The sequence below is a fragment of the Pseudomonas sp. B28(2017) genome, from assembly GCF_002113025.1.
Classification (GTDB): domain Bacteria; phylum Pseudomonadota; class Gammaproteobacteria; order Pseudomonadales; family Pseudomonadaceae; genus Aquipseudomonas.
Genome location: NZ_NEJH01000007.1, coordinates 167,596 through 188,213 on the forward strand (window position 1 = coordinate 167,596; position 20,618 = coordinate 188,213).

Sequence of the window (20,618 nt, forward strand, 5' to 3'; positions counted from 1 at the left end):
CCTGGCGACGTGCAGCACGCAGCCGGACAGGGGCTAACGCTCACTGCTTGACTACGTAAACCTTGTAGGTCGGTTGTCCCTGACTGTCACGCTCGATCTCAACGCCATGGTTGTCATGTTCGAAACCGGGGAAGCGGCCATCGAACGCTTCCATTGCCAGCAGGTAGTCGACAATGGCTTTCTTGTCGGCGCCGGCCTTTTCGCCAGGCATCATCAGCGGAATGCCCGGTGGATAGGGGACGATCTGCACGGCAACGGTGCGACCCACCATATCGCGCACGGCGATCTGTTCGATTTCGCCTTTGACCAACTTGGCGAAGGTGTCCCGTGGCGAGCTCACCGGATCAGGCAATAGGGTGTAGGCCTCATCCATGTTGTGCAGCATTTTCGTGGCAAGCATGTCCTGGTGCATCTCTTCGGCCAGGTCCTTGAGGCCCATGCCGCTGTAGCGGTCGCCATGGCTGTCGACGAGGTCAGGCATTACCTGTTCGAGTGGCGAGTTGCCGTCGTAATGTTTCTTGAACTCCATCAGACCGGCCACTAGCGAGCCCCATTTGCCCTTGGTCACGCCCAGACTGAACAGCAGCAGGATCGAATAGGGTTCGGTCTTCTCCACCACGATGCCGCGACTGGAGAGGAAGGACGACACCAGCGGCGCCGGGACGCCGCTGTTCTCCATCTGGCCTTCGAGGGTTTGCCCCGGAGTCAGTACCGTGACCTTGATCGGGTCGAGCATGCAGTAGTCGCTGCCCAGGTCGCCGAAACCGTGCCAAGTGGCCGTGGGCTTGAGCACCCAGGCGTCGCCGTGGCGCAGCACATGCGGGGCGACGTCGGCAAAAGGCACCCCGTCAACCTGGTCCGGTTGCCACACACCGAACCACCAGTCCTTGGCGTTGCGCTGCTGTATTTCATTGTTCAGCCGCACCATGGCTTGGCGAAAGGCAATGGCTTCGCCGATGGACTCATCAGTGAGGTAGCCACCGGCATCGTTCATCATTTTTGCCGAGACATCGGTCGAAGCGATGATGCTGTATTGCGGTGAGGTCGAGGTGTGCATCATGAAGGCTTCGTTGAACAGGGCCGGTTTGACCGGCACCTTGCCCGAGCGAATATGGATCATCGAGGCCTGGGACAGCGCCGCCAACAGCTTGTGGGTGGAGTGAGTGACCGTCACTGTGGCGTCGTCGGCATGCCGCTCGCCGCGGTGCATGCCGTAGCGGCCCTCGTACAACGGGTTGAAGCGGGCATAGGCGTACCAGGCTTCGTCGTAGTGGATACGGTCGACGCTCTGGCTCAGCTCACGGGTGGTAGTCTGCACGTTGTAACACAGGCCATCGTAGGTCGAGTTGGTCAGTACCGCCAGCACCGGTTTGGCGGTCTTATTGGTCGCTAGCGGGCTCTCGGCAAGTTTCTGCGCGACGGCGCCGGGGGTCAGTTCGGTGCGTGGCACCGGGCCGATCAGGCCACGTGCGTTGCGCCTCGGACGCAGGTACAGCGGCACCGCGCCAGACATGTTCAAGGCATAGTTCAACGACTTGTGGCAGTTGCGGTCCACCAGCACGGCATCGCCATCGGTCACCGCCGAGTGCAGAACGATCTCGTTGCTCGCGGAGCTTCCGCCAACGGAAAAGAAGGTGAAGTCCGCGCCAAACACCCGCGCGGCATATTTTTCCGCTTCATCAATCGGACCGGAATGGTCGTTGAGCGAGCCCAGCTCACCAACCGAAACACTCAGGTCCGAGCGCAGCATCTGCTCGCCGTAGAAGTCGAGAAAGGCGCGCCCCACCGCAGTCTTCATGAAGGCGGTACCACCGGTATGGCCCGGGGTGTGCCAGGAGTACTCATGGGTGCCGGCGAAGTTCACCAGCGCGCCGAAAAACGGCGGCAGGATGCTGTCGAGGTAGCGGCGAGCGGCGGCTTCGATGCGCCCGGCGATGAACTCGGGGCTGTCTTCGGGCTGCCAGATAAAACCGTCAATGTTCTCCACAAACGCCAGTGGCACCCGGCTCTGATGCGCCCGGCTCATGCCAAGCATGATCGGCAATTGCGCGGTGCGCTGGCGAATCTGCTGGATCAACTGCAGCGCCTGGTCCTGTTTGTTTTCGCACAGGCCCCAGCCGATGATCGCGCAGCAGTAGGCCGAGTTTGCGCTGACGGCGATCTCGGCCTCTTCCAGCGACCCGACCAGTTCTACCTCTAGCTCATGTTCATGCAGGGCGACAGCAATCGCCTGGGCACTGCGCAGAATGATGCTGTCGTGATGTTCCTGGGTATTGGCCACGATCAGCACTGGGAAGCGCTGCGCCAAATCAACAGGCAAGCGGGTTTGCGAGTGACTCATGCGTATCTCCTTGAGCAATGATTTGGGCGCAGCATCAGGCCTTTAGCACGTAACCGTAGGCGCGGGTTCGACCACCTTCGTGTTTCAGGTAGACACCCTGAAGCTCCGGTGTGAAGCCGGGCAAGCGGTTGATGCCCTCCTCCAGTGCCAGGAAGTACTTGAGCACGGCGCCACCCCAAATTTCCCCAGGCACAACGCACAAGACGCCCGGCGGGTAAGGCAGTGCACCTTCGGCGGCAATACGCCCGTCCGCATCCGCCAACGGCACCAATTCGACGTTGCCGCGGATGTACTCGATTTGCGCTTGTTGCGGGTTCATGGCCTTTTTCGGGAAGTGTTCCTTGCGGAACATGTCCTTCTGCAACTGCTGCACATTGTGGCTGCGATACAGGTCGTGCATCTCCTGGCAGAGCCTGCGGATGGTGTAGTCGCGGTAGCGCTCCTCGTACTGGTTGTAGATAGCAGGCAGCACCCGACTCATCGGCGCGTCGTCCTGAACGAAGCGTTCGAAACGGGCGATCTGCGCCGCCAGATGGCTCATCTTTGCCCAGTCTTCGGCCGGTGTGAGCAGGAACAGGATGGAGTTGAGGTCACACTTTTCCGGGACGATGCCGTTCTGGCGCAGGAAGTTGGCGAGGATGCCGGCGTGAATACCGAAGTCGGTGTAGCTGCCGTCCACCGGATCGATGCCCGGGGTGGTGAACAGCAGTTTGCATGGATCGATGAAGTACTGCTTCTCGGCGTAACCACCAAAGGCGTGCCAGCGGTCCTTCGGATGAAATTCGAAGAAGCGGATGTCGCTGGCGATCTCGTCCGTTGGGTAGTCTTCCCACGCGCGCCCTTCGATGGTGGACGGCACGAACGGCCGGACCATGGTGCAGGCTTCGAGGATCAGCTTGCGTGCATTGATGCCGAACTTCACGCAGTCGTCCCACAGGCGCAGGCCGCTGCGGCCCGAGTGGATGCGCGCGTTAACATCCAGCGAGGCGAACAACGGGTAGTACGGGCTGGTGGACGCCTGGGCCATGAAGGCATTGTTCAGCCTTGCGTGATTGCAGTAGCGGGCCTGGCCCTTGATGTGACGGTCCTTCTTGTGGATTTGCGAGGCCTGGGAAAAACCGGCCTGTTGTTTGTGTACCGATTGCGTGACGAAGATACCGGGGTCGCTCTCGTCCAGGTCGAGCAACATGGGCGAGCAGTCCTTCATCATCGGGATGAACTGTTCGTAGCCGACCCAGGCCGAGTCGAACAGGATGTAGTCGCAGAGTTTGCCGATGCGGTCGACCACTTGCCGGGCGTTATAGACGGTGCCGTCGTAGGTGCCCAGTTGAATGATTGCCAGGCGAAACGGCCGTGACAGTTGGGCCTTGTCCGGGGCGACTTCGGCAATCAGTTCACGCAGGTAGTCTTCTTCGAAACAGTGGGCGTCGATCCCGCCGATGAAGCCATAGGGATTGCGCGCGGTTTCCAGATAAACCGGCGTGGCACCGGCCTGCAACAGCGCGCCCTGGTGGTTCGATTTGTGGTTGTTGCGGTCGAACAACACCAAGTCGCCGGGGGTCAACAGGGCGTTGGTCACCACCTTGTTCGACGCCGAGGTACCGTTGAGCACGAAATAGGTCTTGTCGGCATTGAACACCTTGGCCGCATGCTTTTGCGCATGCAGTGCCGGTCCCTCATGAATCAGCAGGTCGCCGAGTTTGACATCGGCGTTGCACATGTCGGCGCGAAACAGCGTCTCGCCGAAGAAGTCGAAAAACTGCCGGCCCGCCGGGTGCTTGCGAAAGAACTGACCACCCTGGTGACCGGGGCAGGCAAAGGTCGCGTTGGCCGCCTCGGTGTAGTGTTTGAGCGCATCGAAGAACGGTGGCAGCAGGCTTTCTTCATAGGCATTGGCCGCTGTCTCCAGTTGGTTGCCGTAGTACTCGGTATTATTGCTGGATGAGTCGAAGACACCATTGACCTGCAAAATGACATCCTGCAGTTGCTTGTAGACCTCAAGGGAGCGATTGCTGCGACCCTGAGAGGCCACCAGGAAGATCGGAATGTCGAAGCCGGTACGCTTGATGGCATCCAGCGACCCAGCTGCCAAATCCTCTACCGAAAGCACAGCGACGGCGACATCGGTAAAGTCAGTCTCGTCGAGCCGGACGATTTCACGGTTAGTACGAAAACAACTTCGAACCGCATCGCTGGCCGCGATTTTCAACATGTTCATTGACAGGGTCTCCTGATAGGTAATTTAACCAGCAGATATGAGAGGGAAAATAACTAACACTGCCCAACTCTGAACCTTGACCTAGAACTTTGCTAAATGGGTATAGACCATTAAAAAAGTGGCCGCACCGGAGTTACATATGCACTTTCGGCATAAACTATATGAAGTAAAAGCACATTAATTTTTCTTCGCCGATGCTCACGATGATGGAGCGCGCAATCTCGCACAGAACGGGGAATGGGATTTTAGCTGGCTGCCGATTGAGAGAAAGCAACGTCCTCCCCTCTCAGCTCATTACACTGACGGGCAGCAATGGGTCGATTCTGTTGAAAAAGTCGGTCTGCCCAAACTGCCTGATGATTGACTGGTTAAAACGCCATTTTTGCACGCTGCTACGTGAAACCCGAGTCCGGAAGCCTTTGCCAAAAATAAAGATTTCTATCTAGGACGCGTACTTTTCTGATGCGCAAACGATGGCCGACTTTTTCAACAGAACCGGCCAAAAGCTGTGTAAGCGCTCCATGAACCCCACATTCGAAGTGCTTAGCTAATGCCGGATGCTGTGCTCCCGATTCCCTCAGGAGCCAGCTCGCCATGATGCGACCCGACGCCAAAGTCGAAAAAGTCTATCTCTACCCCAAGCCCGTGGACTTCCGAAAGTCCATTGATGGCCTCGCTGCGCTGGTCGAGCTGGACATAAAAGTGGCGGTGTTCGATCCCGTGCTCTTCGTCTTTCTCAACAAACCTCGCAACCGCGTGAAGATTTTGTACTGGGAGCGTAACGGCTTCTGCCTTTGGCTTAAGCGCTTGGAGTCCGAGCGATTTAAAACCTCGCCTGAACTCAGCGATGAAGTGATCGTTCTGACCGTCCAGGAGCTGAACTGGCTGCTCGACGGTTTTGACCTGTGGCGCAACCGTCCTCACCAGGTTTTGACTCCACGCTACGTAGCCTGACCCGGTATAATCCGGGTCATGATTTCTCTGCCTGACGATCTTCCTGATGACCCTATTTTGCTCAAGCAGATGCTGCTTGAGGCACTCCATCGTCAGGAAGAAGTTGCCCAGGCTTATCAGGCGCACATCGTCGACCTGAAAGGACAGATCAAGCTGTTGCGCGACCGTCTGTTCGGACGTAATTCCGAACAGACGGCGGAGCCCAATATGCCGCAACTTGCCCTGTTCAATGAGCCTGAAAGCGAGCCGATGCCATTGATCGGCGACGCTGAAGAAGAAGTCGTTTCCCCGGCGCCGCGCCGAGGCAAACGTAAGGCATTGTCGGCTGAGCTACCGCGTGTCGAAGTGATCCACGAACTACCCGAGCACGAACTGGCCTGTGTCTGCGGTTGCCGCAAGCATGTGATCAGCGAAGAAATCAGCGAACAGCTGGATATTGTGCCGATGCAGATCCGTGTCATCAAACATATCCGCAAGGTTTACGGTTGCCGTGGCTGCGAAACGGCACCGGTTACCGCCGACAAACCGGCTCAACTGATCGAAAAGAGCATGGCCAGCCCAAGCGTTCTAGCCATGTTGCTGACCACCAAGTATGTCGATGGTTTGCCGCTGCATCGTTTCGAGACGGTGTTAAGTCGACACGGCATCGATATACCAAGGCAAACACTGGCGCGCTGGGTGATGCAGTGCGATGAATACTTTCAGCCATTGCTCAACCTAATGCGCGACCGATTACTGGAAAGCCCGGTGATCCACTGCGATGAAACCCGTGTTCAAGTATTGAAAGAGCCAGGTCGAGACCCGACCAACCAATCCTGGATGTGGGTACAAGCCAGCGGCCCGCCAGATCGCAAAGTCGTGTTGTTCGACTACACGTCCAGCCGTGCGCAGGAGGTCCCGTTGCGTCTGCTGGAAAGTTATCGCGGCTATGTGATGACCGATGATTACGCGGGCTATAACGCCTTGGCGTTGCAACCGGGGGTTGAACGGCTGGCCTGCATGGCTCATGCGCGCCGTAAGTTTGTCGAGGCTCAGAAAGTGCAGCCGAAGGGCAAGACGGGACGTGCGGATATCGCCCTAACAATGATCAACAAGCTGTATGGCATCGAGCGCGAGCTCAAGGACGGCGATGATGAACAGCGTTTAATCGGCCGCCAGCAAAAGAGCGTACCGATTCTGGCTCAGTTGAAAAGCTGGTTGGAGAAAACGCAGCCCCAAGTCACGCCACAAAGTGTGCTGGGTAAGGCCATTAATTATCTGGCCAGCAACTGGAGCCGGCTGGAGCGTTATGTAGAAGCCGGTTTTTTACCTATCGACAACAATGCGGCCGAAAGGGCAATAAAACCGTTCGTTATCGGTCGCAAGGCGTGGCTGTTCAGCGACACGCCCAAAGGCGCTACCGCCAGTGCTCAGATCTACAGTTTGGTGGAGACCGCCAAGGTCAACGGTCAAGAGCCTTATACGTGGCTACGCCACGTACTGGAGCAGTTACCACAGGCGCAATCGGTGGCGGACTATGAAGCGCTGCTGCCGTGGAACTGTTCGCCAGAGATACGACGTTAAGACTGAACCTATCGTGGGAGTTGGATCGCACGCTATCGAGACCTTTCGATGTCCTTTGCTGTACCGCCAAATCCACCCAACACGTAATAGACTCGGTACGTTTTTTGGGTCTCCAAGCCCTGTAAAAACGGAAAATCCTACCCTCGGTACAAAAATAGTCCTACCCCCGGTACAGGTCCAAAATGGCTCACATGAGCACAGATAGGGTGTACTTCTCCATTTTCATGGCATTTATATGGAATTTGAATGGCATTTAAATGCCACAGAAATAGGGCCCATCTTTTGTTCGACCTGAAATAACTGGCCTTGGCATTTTTGTGCCACTGAAACAACCAAACTTTGGCATTTTTGTGCCACTAAAATAGCCAAGTATTGGCATTCTTATGCCAGCAAAATGGTAGGTGAGCTATTTATGTGCCACAGGTAGAGAAATATGGGGCACCGCGTCTGGGATCAGGTGGTAACTTTGAATGTGGGGTTCATGGAGCGCTTACAAAGCTGTCGCTCGATAACTCCAATCAATCCCGAGAAGGTCAACAATCCACGGCTAGACTCCATCACCTACTAGACGCGTCGGAGGAATCATGAACTTCATTCTCTGGGTCATTCTTGGTACCAACGGCCCACAGCCTGCTCCAGCGGTCGACCATGCTGAGTACAAGAATTTGGAGGTATGTCAGCACGCAGCCGATCAGATCAAGGCATCACTCGAAGGGGTTCAGTTCCAGATTCACACCATTTGCACCCCCAAAGAAGAGACAAAATAAAGCGCGATCATCAGGTGCTCTTGTCATTTGTGCTCCATGACATGGTCATCTGTTTACAACCTTCGGTCGCGGTGCTGACTTTTGGCCGATTTCTTCCTATCGCCACCGTCAGCTTTGGGTCGGTTTCTGCCCGTCACGGTAGGCAGAAACCGGCCAGAAGCAGGCGGTGGACATGTTGGTGACAATTGGGTAGCGTCGACTGAGTGTGCTCGTTCACGAGGAGCGTTCGCTAACGCTGAATTAGCTCCTTTAGGAAAATAAACAAACGCAACATCGAATGAGAGACATATGTACAGCGAACCAAACCATCACTCGCGAAATTTGAAACTAATTTCCTTAATGTTTGTTTTGTATTGGGTGCTGGCCTTAAATCCGGCAGACGACTCAATACGACTGTCAATAATAAACTACAAAATACAAAACCCCTCAGCACTATTCTGGGTGGCTCATGCAGTTTTGATTTATTTTGCCTGGCGATTTTATTTGAGCTCAAAAAATAAAATTCGACATGGCTTTAGAAACTCAGTAGCCATAGGTCTACACTCAAACCAAGATTCTTCAATTTATAAGTCTCTGAAAAAGAAGGCCAAAGATGATTACATAGCAAAGCACATGGAGGAATTTCAAAAAGAACGTGAAAAAAACGCACTAAAATACAAAATAGAATCTTACAACAAAGAATGTCTTTCAGTTAGCCCGATCAACTTTATGTATGAGGGCGAAAAACTAACTCTCGAATATCAAGCTCAATATGAAAGAGGGTTTGGTGAAGACGTATATTTCAAGAACTACAAGGTTTCTTACGAACGGCGTCAATGGTTGTGGTTTAAACTCGTGAGATTGGTCAGGTTTATATTGGGGAAGGAGGATAGTCCTGATTATGTAATTCCTTGGGTTTTGTTCCTACTTGCAGTCACAACAAGTGTCTTTAGTTATTTTGGTGTCACGATTCTTAACATACTATCGTAGCGTTTGGTAGTCTAAGAGGGTAGGTTAATTAAATCTCTCAAAGTTTCCTAGACACAGTGACTGAGTCCTGGTGGCCGATTTCTGCCTGTCACCAAGGGCTGCAGCCGACCCATAGCTGCCAGTGGCGACAGGCATAAATCGGCCAAGAGCAGCCGGTGGCGGCAGGAAGAAGCGATCCTCAACTTCTGAATTCACTGAACCTGCGCGGCTTTTCCGGCAGGCTCACTGGAAAATTACTTTCAAGCCATTCTAGAAGTGCTCGTCTATCCCTGAATACTCTTTCGCTACTCTGACTGATCATGGGGTTAATCCCAGTTGGCAAAGCTTGCCGAACATCCTCTTGTAATGAAATACACCGTTTCCCATGGGCAAAGCAGTAACCCAATTCGAAAGCTACACCTTCGTCTATATGAGCACCATGAAGCACAGCCAAAATGATATCTGCTTCGGCCATTGCTTGTACATCCGCATCAAAAACCATTCTTGCAGCTACATCTTGAGGAATGCCACCACTTATGAGGTCTCTCATCAGCAGGCCGTCTTCCTGAGGTAAAAAAACATTAAAAATTGGCGACAAGTCATTTTTTAGTGACTCGTTGTAAGCTAGCTCCATTTTATTGAAAAGTGGAGCTGCGAGATAAAGGCTCATTTTTCTAGACATTGGCGATACTCCTCATTTCAGTATCTAGATCGGCTGGGGAATATACAGGCGAAAAAATAATCCGCGCCACATCTCGGATTACATCCACTTCCCTTCTACTGGTTGAGTGAATTATTTTTGGCATCAAGGGCTTATAGAGTTCTAAGCTCTTACTTTGGAGCTTCTCAATCTTTTCCGGAGGCCAACTAGTTTCTTTTCTCTTGGTAATCAACCTCGACCAGATTTCGACTGGCTCGCCCACCATATGAATGATTTCTCCACTTTCAATAAGTTTTGATGATTTTCCAGGTCTGATGCCCTGATTAAGCATCGAGCGAGCCCGTTCTTCTTCAGTTACGTCAACGACAAATGTGAGCGGATCTATTGGGGATCTGTCGACGAGAAAGAGGCCAATTTTTTTGTCTACCAAATAGTCGTTCTTTTTTCCAAACTGTTGGTTTGTCCAAGAGTCGATGGTCATCGTTTTGTGAGTCGATAAATCTTCAGGAGAATTCGCCATCTCGGAAGGACGCTCGTCAAACCACTCATCGAGTGTTGTCAAATTCCCAAATTGACTCAAAACAGTAGACTTTCCAATCCCTATGGAACCTACCATATAGTAACAATATTTGGTCGGAAGTCCGAGGATATCAGACTCACGTAAAAACTCATCATCGGGGATAGTTATTGCCAACAGAAACTCTCTAATGTCAGAGCTTTTAAAAAATAACGTTATCAAATTATAATTATTAAAATTGGCCTCAAAAACAGCCGCCCTTGACTGAGCGTCTAGAATTTCATCATTGCCCATGAACCTGATAAAATAATTATAATTACCAGGGCTTATATTGGCTGCTTTGCGCAGCAAATGCAATAAAGTGGAATCGGTAAGCGAGTGCCCTAGTAAAATACTGGTTTTTTTTGTTAATACATGAAGAAGTGTTGATAGTCCGCCACCTATTCCGTCCAGCAATTGATCTGCGAACGCACCATCTGAAAAAATAAGATTTTCACTTTGAAATTTTTTCTTATCAAAAGGCAAAAAACCGTTCGGATGATAAATGACACATTTATCTTTAGTAAACTGAGCATGATGAGACCACACGGTCTGATAAGGACGCTCATGCTTTGTCGGATTTAAATCAGCACGTGACAATCCGAACTCTATATAGTCATCGAAGTTGTAATTAACGGTCAGCTCTGACTGCTTGATAAAATTTATCATCTCTTCAAAATACGGATGATTATCTATCGTAGTGCGGCGGTCTTCCTCCTTCGTTTCACTATATAGAGCCTCATGAATCAACTCACGCCAATCTGATAAAATTTTTCTTTCAACAAGGTTGGCATTCGCGTACAGACCACCCTCTAATATTTCGGATTTTTTATACGAGTGAAATATTTCGAAAAGAACTAAAGCAGCTTTGCCTGGCGCACCTGAGACCAACAAAGACTCGGGCGCTTTTAACTGCATAGCTTGCTTAATTTTTTCAATTAAGCGCTCCCATAACGGGAGCTTTAGATCCCAACTTATTCCAGCACCCAATACCAGACTTGCTTTGTTTTTAAGCAGCTGCACTCGAAGTTGACAGATATACTTCCAAGCTGATATGACTTCGCCAGACTGAAATTTTGATTCCGCAGAGGCCATTGGTCTTATCCCTAGTTGGTGAATAATGCGTAACTTAATCTTAATGGTGCTGTATTTGACATAGTCAGTTCTTTACAAGTGGCCTTGCCATCCTAAATATCGATGCCGCAAGTATATTCGATACTTCAAACATTACGACAGCTCATCTGATGTTTCTCGTCCTTGCGGCCATCGCCTGCCAGAAGATGAAGCGTATCTCAAGGTTGCGGTGAGTGCGGTAGATCTACGTAGTACCGTCAAGCATTATGGTTGCTGAATCGTTTGCAGAGGCTCCGTAAGGTATGCCTCCTACCGGCATGACAAACCAACTGTGAATGAGTCGCCCCTGATTTCGTACACGCGGAATGACCGCTTTTGGCCGATTCTGTTGAAAAAGTCGGTTCTTCCAGACTGCCCGCATACTGACCGCTGAAAACGCCTTTTTTGCGCGCCGCTACGCGAAATCTGCCCCCGGAATCCTCTGCTCAAAGTAAAGATTTCAATCTCAAGCGCGTACTTTTCTGTCGTGGAAACCATGGCCGACTTTTTCAACAGAATCGGCCGATTTCTGTCTGTCACCACCATCAGCTTTGGTTCGTGTGATCGGCTCCCGATAGACGCGCTCCAGAGCGCCAAGGCCAACTTGGTGATCAGAACAAATAGGTACCTGCTGGGAGCGGGTGCCAGCCACCTTTGCTCAGCCGCTTCTCCACTAGAGCCTTGTACTCCTGCGGCTCAGGCGCGTCCTTGCGCTTATGACGGCGCTGATTGCACCGCTGGCAGGCGGCAGCAATATTGGACTGGGTATCTCTTCCGCCATCCTGCCTGGCGACTAGATGCTCGGCTGTGCACTGGAAGTGCCTAGCCTGCCGAAGGGAAAGGCCATGGCGGCGGGCGAAGGCCTCAGGAGTATCGCGCCACATCTGGAAGCCGCAGTAATAGCAGCGGCCACGTTGGCGATCGAACGCAGCGAAACGATATTTGATAACAGATTTATGGGCCATGGCGGCCTCCTGTATGAAAATGGAGGTCCGCTGCACCTAATAAGGCAAAAAACGGTACCAGTCGAGTCACTCGAACCGGCCCAACATCGCCCCTTAAGGGAACGACAAGAGCAAATCTATGCCAAAACAAAAGCAGTGATCAAGTAGTCTGGAGGCAACCTGAACTGGTCAAGCATTCCCGGACACCCATGCAGGCGAAATCATCACCAATCAACTGCGTAAAGAATAAAGCCCGGTAGTTATCCGGGCTCCGCGTTACTCGACCTTCGCGTCAGGCCATCGGCTTCGGGCTTCAACCAAAGCTTCGGTATGAGTCATCGGCTCGCCGATCATTGTGTAGGGATTGTACCCTGCCACGAACACTGCCCAGTGACTACGACGGGCCTCACCATCGTTGGCCGCAACTTCGGCCATCAGCTCCAAACGGTGCAATTTGATGTAGCGGCGCAGCTCCTGTGTCAGCCTGCTAGATGGTGAGACGCTTAAGCGGTTGCCCACCACCTTGGCACTGAACCCGCGATCAAGGAGATAGTCGATAACTTTCATCAGAAGGCCTCCGCGTCGGATTCATCGAAGGCCATGTCCGGCGAAGTACTGGTGGTGTCGGGGGATAGTTGCCGACTCGAAGTCCTGCAAGTCCCAATGTCCTGCTCGGGGTGATCGTCTGGCAGGACATCAGGACTTGCAGGACATTGTTTCGATAACTTTCTCCCGATGCCCCACTTCACCGTCCCCCCTGATTTACCCAAGGGCTTGCACTCGATGCCTATCTGCCGAAGAGCGGGAGCGGCACGTCGCAGGGCGTCCCCTAGCCCCTTCGCGGAACGCGGCCACGAATCGCAGCCGGTTGGACGGTACTGCTCCAGGATAAGCAGAATCTCTTTTACTGATGCGGTCACTCCTTGCGGACGCGCCTCGACCAGTTCCACTACGGCGGCAGCTACCGGGCTAGCGTCAATGGTGCGAGCCAGACTTTCCTGCCGACTGACGTTGAACTCGCACAGGAAATCCTCAGGCGCATGTCCTGCTGCGGCGGCGACAGCCATACCCAGGCGAGCGAATTCAACCAGTCGCGGACGCTCGTCGGCGGGGATGTGCATCTGCGGCATTAACTCCAACGCCTTGGCGAAAATATTCAGCAGCGCCCCCAGCACACACGGACGCTCGGCTTCGTACTCGCGCCAAAGGTCTGTCACTTCCAGCCGCTCGCTGATAACCGGCGTCTCGATAGTGATCGTTCTGTCCACTAGATCTTGCGCCGTGACTGCCGCAGATATGCCATTCAGCACGACGGGGCGCTTCACGCTGATAACACTTTCGTCGGCATCCGAGTACAGCTTGCGCTTGGCAAAGCCGCCTCCGGTTGCCAATACGCACATGGCATCCTGAGTTGCTGCGGGCAAGTGCGAGACGTTCTCCAGGCTCACTACCGCACACACCCCAGCAGAAACGAATAGGTCCTCCGACGACTTCGGTGCACTGCGCAATGGGCAGGAATTCGGATCAATGAGCTGGCGCAGTGCTGATTGTGTCGTGCTCTTCGCACTGCCCTGCTCGCCCAGCAGCTCCAGCACTGGATAAGGCGTATCAGGACGCAGGCATTCGATCAGCCAAGCCAGGGCCAGCAGACGAGAGCCGCGCGGGATGTTCGCCACGTGCCAAAGTTGCTCGATCGATCCACCTGGAACGGGAGCCGAAATCGGCTGCATGGATTCAGGTCGCACGAACATGGCCTCGGGTGACTCGACGATCTCCCAGTTACCCGGCCGGATGCGAACCGCTCGACTACTGCCTGGTCCAGCCAGGTCGAGAAAGTAATCACCAGCGGCACCGGCAGTGCGCAGGTGTACCTCCTGACAGTCTCCATGGAATCGGCCGAGGCCGGCCAAGGTGCCCAGCGCCTCGCGGACCGATTGATCTCGGGGTGCCTTGCCGCTGTCGGAGTAAAAGCCGGCGACCAGTGCATCTCGGAACTGGCGCGCGGCCAGATTACGCACTTCGCCCGTCGTGCGATCCCGGGCGAAGACGTCCTTGTTTTGATCGTGGAACAGCTCGAAGCGTTGCTCCACGAACTTGACCAATTGAGACGCCTGGCTCTGTTTTTCCTCAGCATCATCACCAGGCTCGAAGTGTTCCTCGACTGGCTGCTGATCGTCGCCTTCGAACTGGTGATTGTCGGGAGCGTCCACCATTTGCAAGAGTTGCTCGACCGTGCCGCCCGCGTCCAGCCAGTCGGATACGTCGCCCTTCGGCAGCAGCCCTGAAAGGCGGAGCACGCGAACTTCGGCCTCTACCTGACTCAGCGCCCGACAAACCATGTCGGCGTGCTGATGTCCCGGCTCGTCGTTGTCCGCAAGAATCACGACCCGACGGCGTGCGAAGGATTCATTGAGCGCATCAGGCCACTTGCCAGCGCCACCGGCATTGCAGGTTGCGACCAGTCCCAGCGACTCCAAGCGCAACACGTCTTTCTCGCCCTCCACGACAAACACTGGCGTATCCCAGGGTGCGTCCAGCAACTGCGGCAGACGGTACGGAACCTGACGCACGCCCTTCACCGACCACACCCAGCCGCCTTTTCCGTCCGAGCGGCGCTGGCGAAAGTCCTTTGGTTCGTAGCGGACAACTTGAAACAGAACCTTGCCGTCCTCGTCGGTGTAGTCATAACAAGCCGACATGTGACGGCCGGTCGGTAGGACATCAGGACTTTCAGGACATGGCGCCGGCTGCTTTTCTTTTAAGCCGTTCTGCTCAACCCAACCCATTTGCTCGGCCCGACTTGTGATACCGGTTTTCCAGGCAATCAAATCCAATACGCCGCCACCGCTTCCGTCTTCGTGCGAGTGCCATACCCCCTTTTCCAGATCGACGGATAAAGAGCCATGCGCTCCAAACCGAAGCTCGCTCGGCTTGCTCATTGCGGCATTTGGTTCGCCAAGAAGGTACCGGGCTACTGGCCCAATCATGGATTTCAGCCAAGCCGATCCCGCCGGCGCATGGGCGCCGTTTTGACTTTTCATGGGTTACACCCCGCGCTGCTTGGCTTTGCGCCAGGACCAATTAGAAGGAGACGGGAAGGAATCAACGTGCAGGGCGGCCATTACGCGAAGCTTCCAGGAAGCTGGAAGCGATGATGAATGGCTCATACTGCGTCTCTCGCTTCAATCTTGGTCCGTAACCAAGCCTCCACCTCAGCCAAGACGTAATACGCAGCAGCCTGGCGGGTGTCGCCGTCTTTGATCGGCTTCGGGAAGGTCGGGTCTTTCTTGCGGAGCTTGTCCAAGCCCGAGCGGGATAGGTCCAACCAGCGACACAGCGCTGGCTGGCGGATTAGAGCTTTTGCGGGAGTCGTTGCAGGGTGCATTTGAGTGCCTCCGTATCGGGTACAGAGCCATTTTTGTTGAACCCCCGATTGCTGTCGCAGTGCTCAAAAGAGATTAGTTAGAGGCTTTTTTCCCCCTGTTTTTTGCACGTCGGATCAATTTTTCATATTCGACAACGTCCTCGGGCACCTCGACTCCTGCGGCAACGAGAAGCTCTCGGGCAAGTTCTGCAGCTCTGCGTTTGGTCATCTTCGTTAAGGAAGACTGCCGTAGCTTGTCTGCGGTATCAGCCAGCAAGGCATCTCGCGGAAACTTCGGCTTCACGCCCCGAATAGTTGGTGCGGCCTCCAACTTCTGCTGGGCAATATCCAACACATCGGACACCACGGTGGCCTTCTCCTCAAGGTCAGAAAGCAAGCCACCGCTGAAAAAGCACCCATAGCTACGCCAACTGGCCTCGTTGATGAGACCCTCGACGAAAGGAGAGAAATTGCTTAGCCGCTGTTGCACTTCACGAAGAATCAGGTGCGCCTGCTGTATTTCGCGAATTTCTTCGTGGCGCGCGGGTCCTTTTTCCGTTTCGCGGGTGACCGCGCTGTAGGACCCAAACCTTTCCTTGAACCATTCCTGAAAATCGCCGTCGTGATGTTCGGCCAAGTCAGCGATAATTGCCTGCGCAGCATCAGACAGGCTTTCATCGACCAACTCACCGGTACCCCACTCGAGTTGATTGTCGAATACTGGAAGTGCCCTTGATCGCTTGCCCCTTTTTATTGCCATGCTTGTAGCCCCCTCTCCACGCTCACCACATCAGTGTTCCGGTGTGCAAAATCATAGGGCGTGATGTGCTTTTCCCGGTTGGCGTCCAGGTAGTCAGCCCACCACGTCATCATCAGCCGACGCTCTTCCAGGTGCTCAGCCTTGTGGATATAGGCCGCGCGCACGCCGTTGCGCTCTTGGTGGCTCATTTGCCGTTCAACCGCGTCACGCGACCATAGGCCGGACTCGACCAACGCGGAACAGGCCATAGTGCGGAAACCGTGCCCGCAAACCTCTATCTTGGTGTCGTACCCCATACGGCGCAGTGACTTGTTTACGGTGTTCTCCGACATTGGCCGCCAGTGGTAGTGATCGCCCGGCAACACCAGCTCAAAACGCCCGCTAAGCCGGCGTATCTGCTCTAGTACTTCAAGCGTCTGGCGTGACAACGGGACAAGGTGCGGCGTCCCCATCTTTGCGCCTCGGTGCGACCTCTTGACGCCCTCGATTGGTGCCCGTTCGCCGGGAATCGTCCACATGCTCCGGGTAAAATCGAACTCAGACCAGCGAGCAAAGCGCAGTTCACTAGAACGAATGAACACCAGTAAAGCGAGGCTTACAGCAAGACAGGTAAGCGGTCGTCCGGTGTCAGCCTCACAGCGTTGCAACAACTCCGGCAACCGCTCAAGGGGCAAAGCCGGACGGTGTTTGGTCTTGCGGGTTGCAGTCGCCCCCACCAGATCAAGCGCGGGGTTGTATTCGATCCGATTGTGCTGAACGGCGATCCGCATGATTCCAGCGATGCGCTGGCGCAGTCGCCCAACCAAATCAAGCGCGCCGCGCTTCTCTACCTCCTTCAGACAGGCCAGGAGGTCGCGGGTTTTCAGGTCGGATACGGGGCGTTTGCCCAGCATGGGGAAAAGATCGACCTCAATCTCTTTCAGCACCCTGACCGCGTGATCCTTCGACCATTTGCCGGCCATGCTGGCGTGCCATTCCCGAGCCACCGCTTCAAAGGTGTGCCCCGCCTCACTGGCCGCCTCGATCTTTGCTTGCTTAGCGCTCTCGATGGGGTCTTGGTCATGCGCCAGCAATTCGAGTGCATCGGCTCGACGTGCGCGGGCGGCTTTCAGAGTGAGAGCCGGGTAGTTGCCGAACGTAGCCAGACCAGGCTTACCGCTTGGCTTTTTATACTTGAAGCGCCAGACCTTGGTGCCGGTAGCCTTTACAAGCAAAAAAAGCCCATGCCCGTCGAACAGGGTGTAGTCCTTTGCGCGGGGTTTGGCGGCCTCGCATTTGGGGTCTGTAAGGGGGGTTACGGTGCGCGCCATAGGTATACGCCTCGATATCGAACCGATATATACCTAAACGTATACCTAAATCGTGGGGCTGTACAGGAACATACGGGGATATTCAGACACAAAAAAACCGGCTATAAGGCCGGTTTCTCTAGACTTCAGGTGTTTACAGGAACATCTGAAATCATACTATTGGTGCCCGAAGCCGGAATCGAACCGGCACGCCCTTACGAGCGGGGGATTTTAAGTCCCATGCGTCTACCAGTTTCGCCATTCGGGCGGTAGCGCGGTGAAGCGTCCAGGTTCTGCCAAATAACGATCTGGCAGTTCAGACGCCTGTGCAGCAGAGGTGGAAATATATACATCCCGCCCCGGTGAAGCAAGTTCGCAAATACCCTTTTCAAGACTAAATCTTGCAGGCTACTGCAAATAAAAAAGCTCCGTAAATCAAGGATCTACGGAGCTTGTTTATTAGTGGAGGCCGAGGTCGGAATCGAACCGGCGTAGGCGGATTTGCAATCCGCTGCATAACCATTTTGCTACTCGGCCTCAAAACATTTGGTATCTAGTAGCGCGACATCAAATGCGTACAAACTTGGAGCGGGAAACGAGACTCGAACTCGCGACCCCGACCTTGGCAAGGTCGTGCTCTACCAACTGAGCTATTCCCGCGTCTTGGTGTGGCGCATTCTATAGAATCCAGAAGCCCCGTCAACCCTTTGATTCAAAAAAGTTTTATTTCTTTTCAACGTCGGTCTTCAGATGTGGCCAGGCAGCCCGCAGGTACTGGACCATCGACCACAAAGTCAGGCCAGCCGACACCATCAACAAGGTGTAGCCCAGCAAGACCCAGAAACTGAAATCCTTGGTATTGGCCAGCAGGATCACCAGCGCCAGCATTTGCGCGGCGGTTTTCCATTTACCCAGGTTCGACACGGCAACGTGGGCACGAGCGCCCAGTTCAGCCATCCATTCGCGCAGAGCCGAGACGACAATCTCGCGACCGATGATCACCGCAGCAGGCAGTGTGAGCCACAGGTTTCCGTGTTCCTGTACCAACAGTACCAGTGCAACCGCCACCATCAGCTTGTCGGCAACCGGGTCGAGAAAAGCCCCGAACGGTGTGCTTTGTTCCAGGCGGCGGGCCAGATACCCGTCCAGCCAGTCGGTGGCGGCAGCGAATGCGAAGACCGAGGCGGATGCCAGGTAGCTCCACTGGTAAGGCAGGTAGAACAGCAAAATGAAGATCGGTATGAGCAGAACGCGTAGAACGGTAATCAGATTAGGGATATTCATCGGCACAACTGGCTACGAGGTGAGGGGGCATTCTACTCGCTGTGCAGATTTGCATAAATCAACTCTGCGAGCTTTTTACTGATCCCGGGGGCTTTGGCAATTTCTTCGATGCTTGCACGAGACAGCTCCTGCAATCCACCAAAATGTTTCAACAAATCCCGCCGACGTGTGGGTCCGACGCCGGCGACGCCTTCCAGTGTAGACGTCCGACGGGTTTTTCCACGTCGGGCGCGGTGCCCGGTAATGGCAAATCGGTGGGCTTCGTCACGAATCTGCTGGATCAGGTGCAACGCGGGAGAATCGCCGCGCAACGTGAACTCATGTGCAGCGTCGTTCAGGTACAAAGTTTCGAAACCGGCCTTGCGCGTCGCGCCTTTTGCCACGCCCAGCAGAATCAGATCAGGTACGGCCAATTCATCGAGCACGTCGCGGGCCATGGACAACTGGCCTTTACCGCCATCCACCAGCAGGATATCCGGCAACTTGCCCTCCCCGTCCTTCAGTTTGCCGAAGCGTCGGGTCAACGCCTGATGCATCGCCGCGTAATCATCGCCGGCCGTGACGCCCTCGATGTTGTACCGACGGTAATCGGCCTTGATCGGGCCTTCGGGGCCAAAGACCACGCAGGACGCCACCGTCGCTTCGCCACTGGAATGACTGATGTCGTAGCACTCAAGCCGTTGCGGCGGCTCATCAAGCTTCAGCACCTCTGCCAGTGCATCGAAGCGTGCCGTAATGTGCTGACGATTCGCCAGGCGCGCACTCAGTGCCTGCTCGGCATTGGTCACCGCCAATTGCTGCCAGCGCGCTCGCGTACCACGCACGCGATGGCTGATGGTCAGTTCACGACCGCGCAGCTCGTCGATGGCGGCGATCAGTGCTGGAAAGTCATCGTGAACCACATTGACGATCAATTCGCTCGGCAAGTCGCGCTCAGGGCTGCTGATGAAGTACTGGCCGAGAAACGCGGCCATGACTTCGGAAACGTCTTCCTCAATACCAACCTGAGGGAAGAAGTTCTTGCTTCCCAGTACCCGCCCGCCTCGCACGCTGATCAAGTGAACACAGGCACCGCCCGGGTTGACGAAGGCGGCAATCACATCGACGTCTCCGGTCCCGCCTTCCATGCTTTGTTGATCCTGGACCCGGCGCAGCAATGCAATCTGGTCCCGCAACTCGGCCGCTCGCTCGAACTCGAGATTGATCGCCGCCTCTTCCATCCCGGCGGACAACTCGTCAGTCAGGGCATTGCTGCGCCCCTCAAGAAACATCACCGAGTGGCGCACATCTTCGGCATACACTTGGGGCTCCACCAGCCCGACGCAAGGCGCCTTGCAACGCTTGATCTGGTATTGCAGGCAAGGACGGGTGCGGTTCTTGTAAAAACTGTCTTCGCATTGCCGAACGAAAAACGTCTTTTGCAGCAGGCTCAGGCTTTCGCGGATCGCACCGGCGCTCGGGTAAGGACCAAAATACTTGCCCTTGGCCTTTTTCGCACCGCGATGAATGCTCAGGCGCGGAAACTCTCCGTCGGAGAGATAGACGTAGGGGTAGGATTTATCGTCGCGCAGCAGGATGTTGTAGGGTGGGCGCCATTCCTTGATCAGCGTCTGCTCGAGCAGCAAGGCTTCGGTTTCGTTGGCCGTGATCGTGGTTTCGACCTGGGCGATTCGCGCTACCAGTGCGGCGGTCTTGGGGGCAAGCCCGGTCTTGCGAAAGTAACTCGACAGGCGATTCTTGAGGTTTTTCGCCTTGCCGACGTAGAGCAACCGCGCTTCGCTGTCGAACATGCGGTACACGCCGGGGCGGCCGCTAACGGTCGACAGAAAGGCGCTCGGATCAAAGGTTTCGGTCAT

Annotated in this window: 16 protein-coding genes and 3 tRNA genes; 4 read left to right on the top strand and 15 right to left on the bottom strand. The window is 54.6% G+C overall.

What is annotated here, in order from left to right; translation table 11 throughout:
* Positions 1-40: 40 nt before the first annotated feature.
* Together CAF65_RS18860 and speF are read right to left on the bottom strand one after the other, a co-directional pair.
* Positions 41-2,341, bottom strand: coding sequence for an Orn/Lys/Arg decarboxylase N-terminal domain-containing protein (locus tag CAF65_RS18860; RefSeq protein ID WP_085717641.1), 2,301 nt, complete (start codon positions 2,339-2,341; stop codon positions 41-43).
* Positions 2,342-2,375: 34 nt separating this feature from the next.
* Positions 2,376-4,559, bottom strand: a complete 2,184-nt coding sequence (gene speF, locus CAF65_RS18865) for an ornithine decarboxylase SpeF (protein WP_085717642.1) — start codon at positions 4,557-4,559, stop codon at positions 2,376-2,378.
* 594 nt (positions 4,560-5,153) lie between these two features.
* On the opposite strand from speF, the gene tnpB reads away from it, so the two are divergent.
* The 4 genes from tnpB (at position 5,154) to CAF65_RS18890 (ending at position 8,812) form a co-directional block, all read left to right on the top strand.
* Positions 5,154-5,513 (top strand): IS66 family insertion sequence element accessory protein TnpB, encoded by a 360-nt coding sequence (gene tnpB / locus CAF65_RS18875; RefSeq protein ID WP_256578663.1) that lies wholly within the window; start codon positions 5,154-5,156, stop codon positions 5,511-5,513.
* A gap of 18 nt (positions 5,514-5,531) precedes the next feature.
* The gene (locus CAF65_RS18880) at positions 5,532-7,076 is read left to right on the top strand and encodes an IS66 family transposase (RefSeq protein WP_085717643.1); all 1,545 of its coding nucleotides are present in this window, start codon (positions 5,532-5,534) and stop codon (positions 7,074-7,076) included.
* A gap of 584 nt (positions 7,077-7,660) precedes the next feature.
* On the top strand, positions 7,661-7,843 hold the full coding sequence (locus CAF65_RS18885; RefSeq protein ID WP_085717644.1) for a hypothetical protein: 183 nt from the start codon (positions 7,661-7,663) through the stop codon (positions 7,841-7,843).
* Between the two features lie 288 nt (positions 7,844-8,131).
* Positions 8,132-8,812 carry a hypothetical protein gene (locus CAF65_RS18890; protein ID WP_085717645.1) on the top strand — a complete coding sequence of 227 codons (681 nt, stop codon included), beginning with the start codon at positions 8,132-8,134 and terminating at the stop codon, positions 8,810-8,812.
* Positions 8,813-8,990: 178 nt separating this feature from the next.
* Here CAF65_RS18890 and CAF65_RS18895 read toward each other — a convergent pair whose 3' ends face one another.
* The 13 genes from CAF65_RS18895 to uvrC form a co-directional block, all read right to left on the bottom strand.
* On the bottom strand, positions 8,991-9,473 hold the full coding sequence (locus CAF65_RS18895) for a nucleoside 2-deoxyribosyltransferase (RefSeq protein ID WP_085717646.1): 483 nt from the start codon (positions 9,471-9,473) through the stop codon (positions 8,991-8,993).
* Positions 9,466-11,103 (bottom strand): SIR2 family protein, encoded by a 1,638-nt coding sequence (locus CAF65_RS18900; protein WP_085717647.1) that lies wholly within the window; start codon positions 11,101-11,103, stop codon positions 9,466-9,468. Before CAF65_RS18900 ends, CAF65_RS18895 begins: the two co-directional genes overlap by 8 nt.
* A gap of 629 nt (positions 11,104-11,732) precedes the next feature.
* Positions 11,733-12,086 carry an HNH endonuclease gene (locus CAF65_RS18910; protein ID WP_085717649.1) on the bottom strand — a complete coding sequence of 118 codons (354 nt, stop codon included), beginning with the start codon at positions 12,084-12,086 and terminating at the stop codon, positions 11,733-11,735.
* A gap of 255 nt (positions 12,087-12,341) precedes the next feature.
* On the bottom strand, positions 12,342-12,632 hold the full coding sequence (locus tag CAF65_RS18915; RefSeq protein ID WP_085717650.1) for a hypothetical protein: 291 nt from the start codon (positions 12,630-12,632) through the stop codon (positions 12,342-12,344).
* Entirely contained in the window at positions 12,632-15,106 is a 2,475-nt protein-coding gene (locus CAF65_RS18920) for a toprim domain-containing protein (RefSeq protein ID WP_256578664.1), read from the bottom strand. Before CAF65_RS18920 ends, CAF65_RS18915 begins: the two co-directional genes overlap by 1 nt.
* A gap of 122 nt (positions 15,107-15,228) precedes the next feature.
* Positions 15,229-15,450: an AlpA family transcriptional regulator gene (locus CAF65_RS28800; protein ID WP_007997909.1), complete on the bottom strand. Its 222-nt coding sequence runs from the start codon at positions 15,448-15,450 to the stop codon at positions 15,229-15,231.
* A 73-nt stretch (positions 15,451-15,523) separates the two neighbouring features.
* The gene (locus tag CAF65_RS18930; protein ID WP_085717651.1) at positions 15,524-16,189 is read right to left on the bottom strand and encodes a hypothetical protein; all 666 of its coding nucleotides are present in this window, start codon (positions 16,187-16,189) and stop codon (positions 15,524-15,526) included.
* The gene (locus CAF65_RS18935; RefSeq protein ID WP_085717652.1) at positions 16,180-17,499 is read right to left on the bottom strand and encodes an integrase arm-type DNA-binding domain-containing protein; all 1,320 of its coding nucleotides are present in this window, start codon (positions 17,497-17,499) and stop codon (positions 16,180-16,182) included. The genes CAF65_RS18930 and CAF65_RS18935 overlap by 10 nt, the downstream gene beginning before the upstream one ends.
* A gap of 160 nt (positions 17,500-17,659) precedes the next feature.
* Positions 17,660-17,746: transfer RNA gene (locus CAF65_RS18940), tRNA-Leu, on the bottom strand.
* A 195-nt stretch (positions 17,747-17,941) separates the two neighbouring features.
* Positions 17,942-18,015: transfer RNA gene (locus CAF65_RS18945), tRNA-Cys, on the bottom strand.
* A gap of 47 nt (positions 18,016-18,062) precedes the next feature.
* A tRNA-Gly gene (locus CAF65_RS18950) sits at positions 18,063-18,138 on the bottom strand.
* Positions 18,139-18,201: 63 nt separating this feature from the next.
* Entirely contained in the window at positions 18,202-18,762 is a 561-nt protein-coding gene (gene pgsA, locus CAF65_RS18955) for a CDP-diacylglycerol--glycerol-3-phosphate 3-phosphatidyltransferase (RefSeq protein ID WP_085717653.1), read from the bottom strand.
* 32 nt (positions 18,763-18,794) lie between these two features.
* Positions 18,795-20,618 (bottom strand): excinuclease ABC subunit UvrC, encoded by a 1,824-nt coding sequence (gene uvrC / locus CAF65_RS18960; protein WP_085717654.1) that lies wholly within the window; start codon positions 20,616-20,618, stop codon positions 18,795-18,797.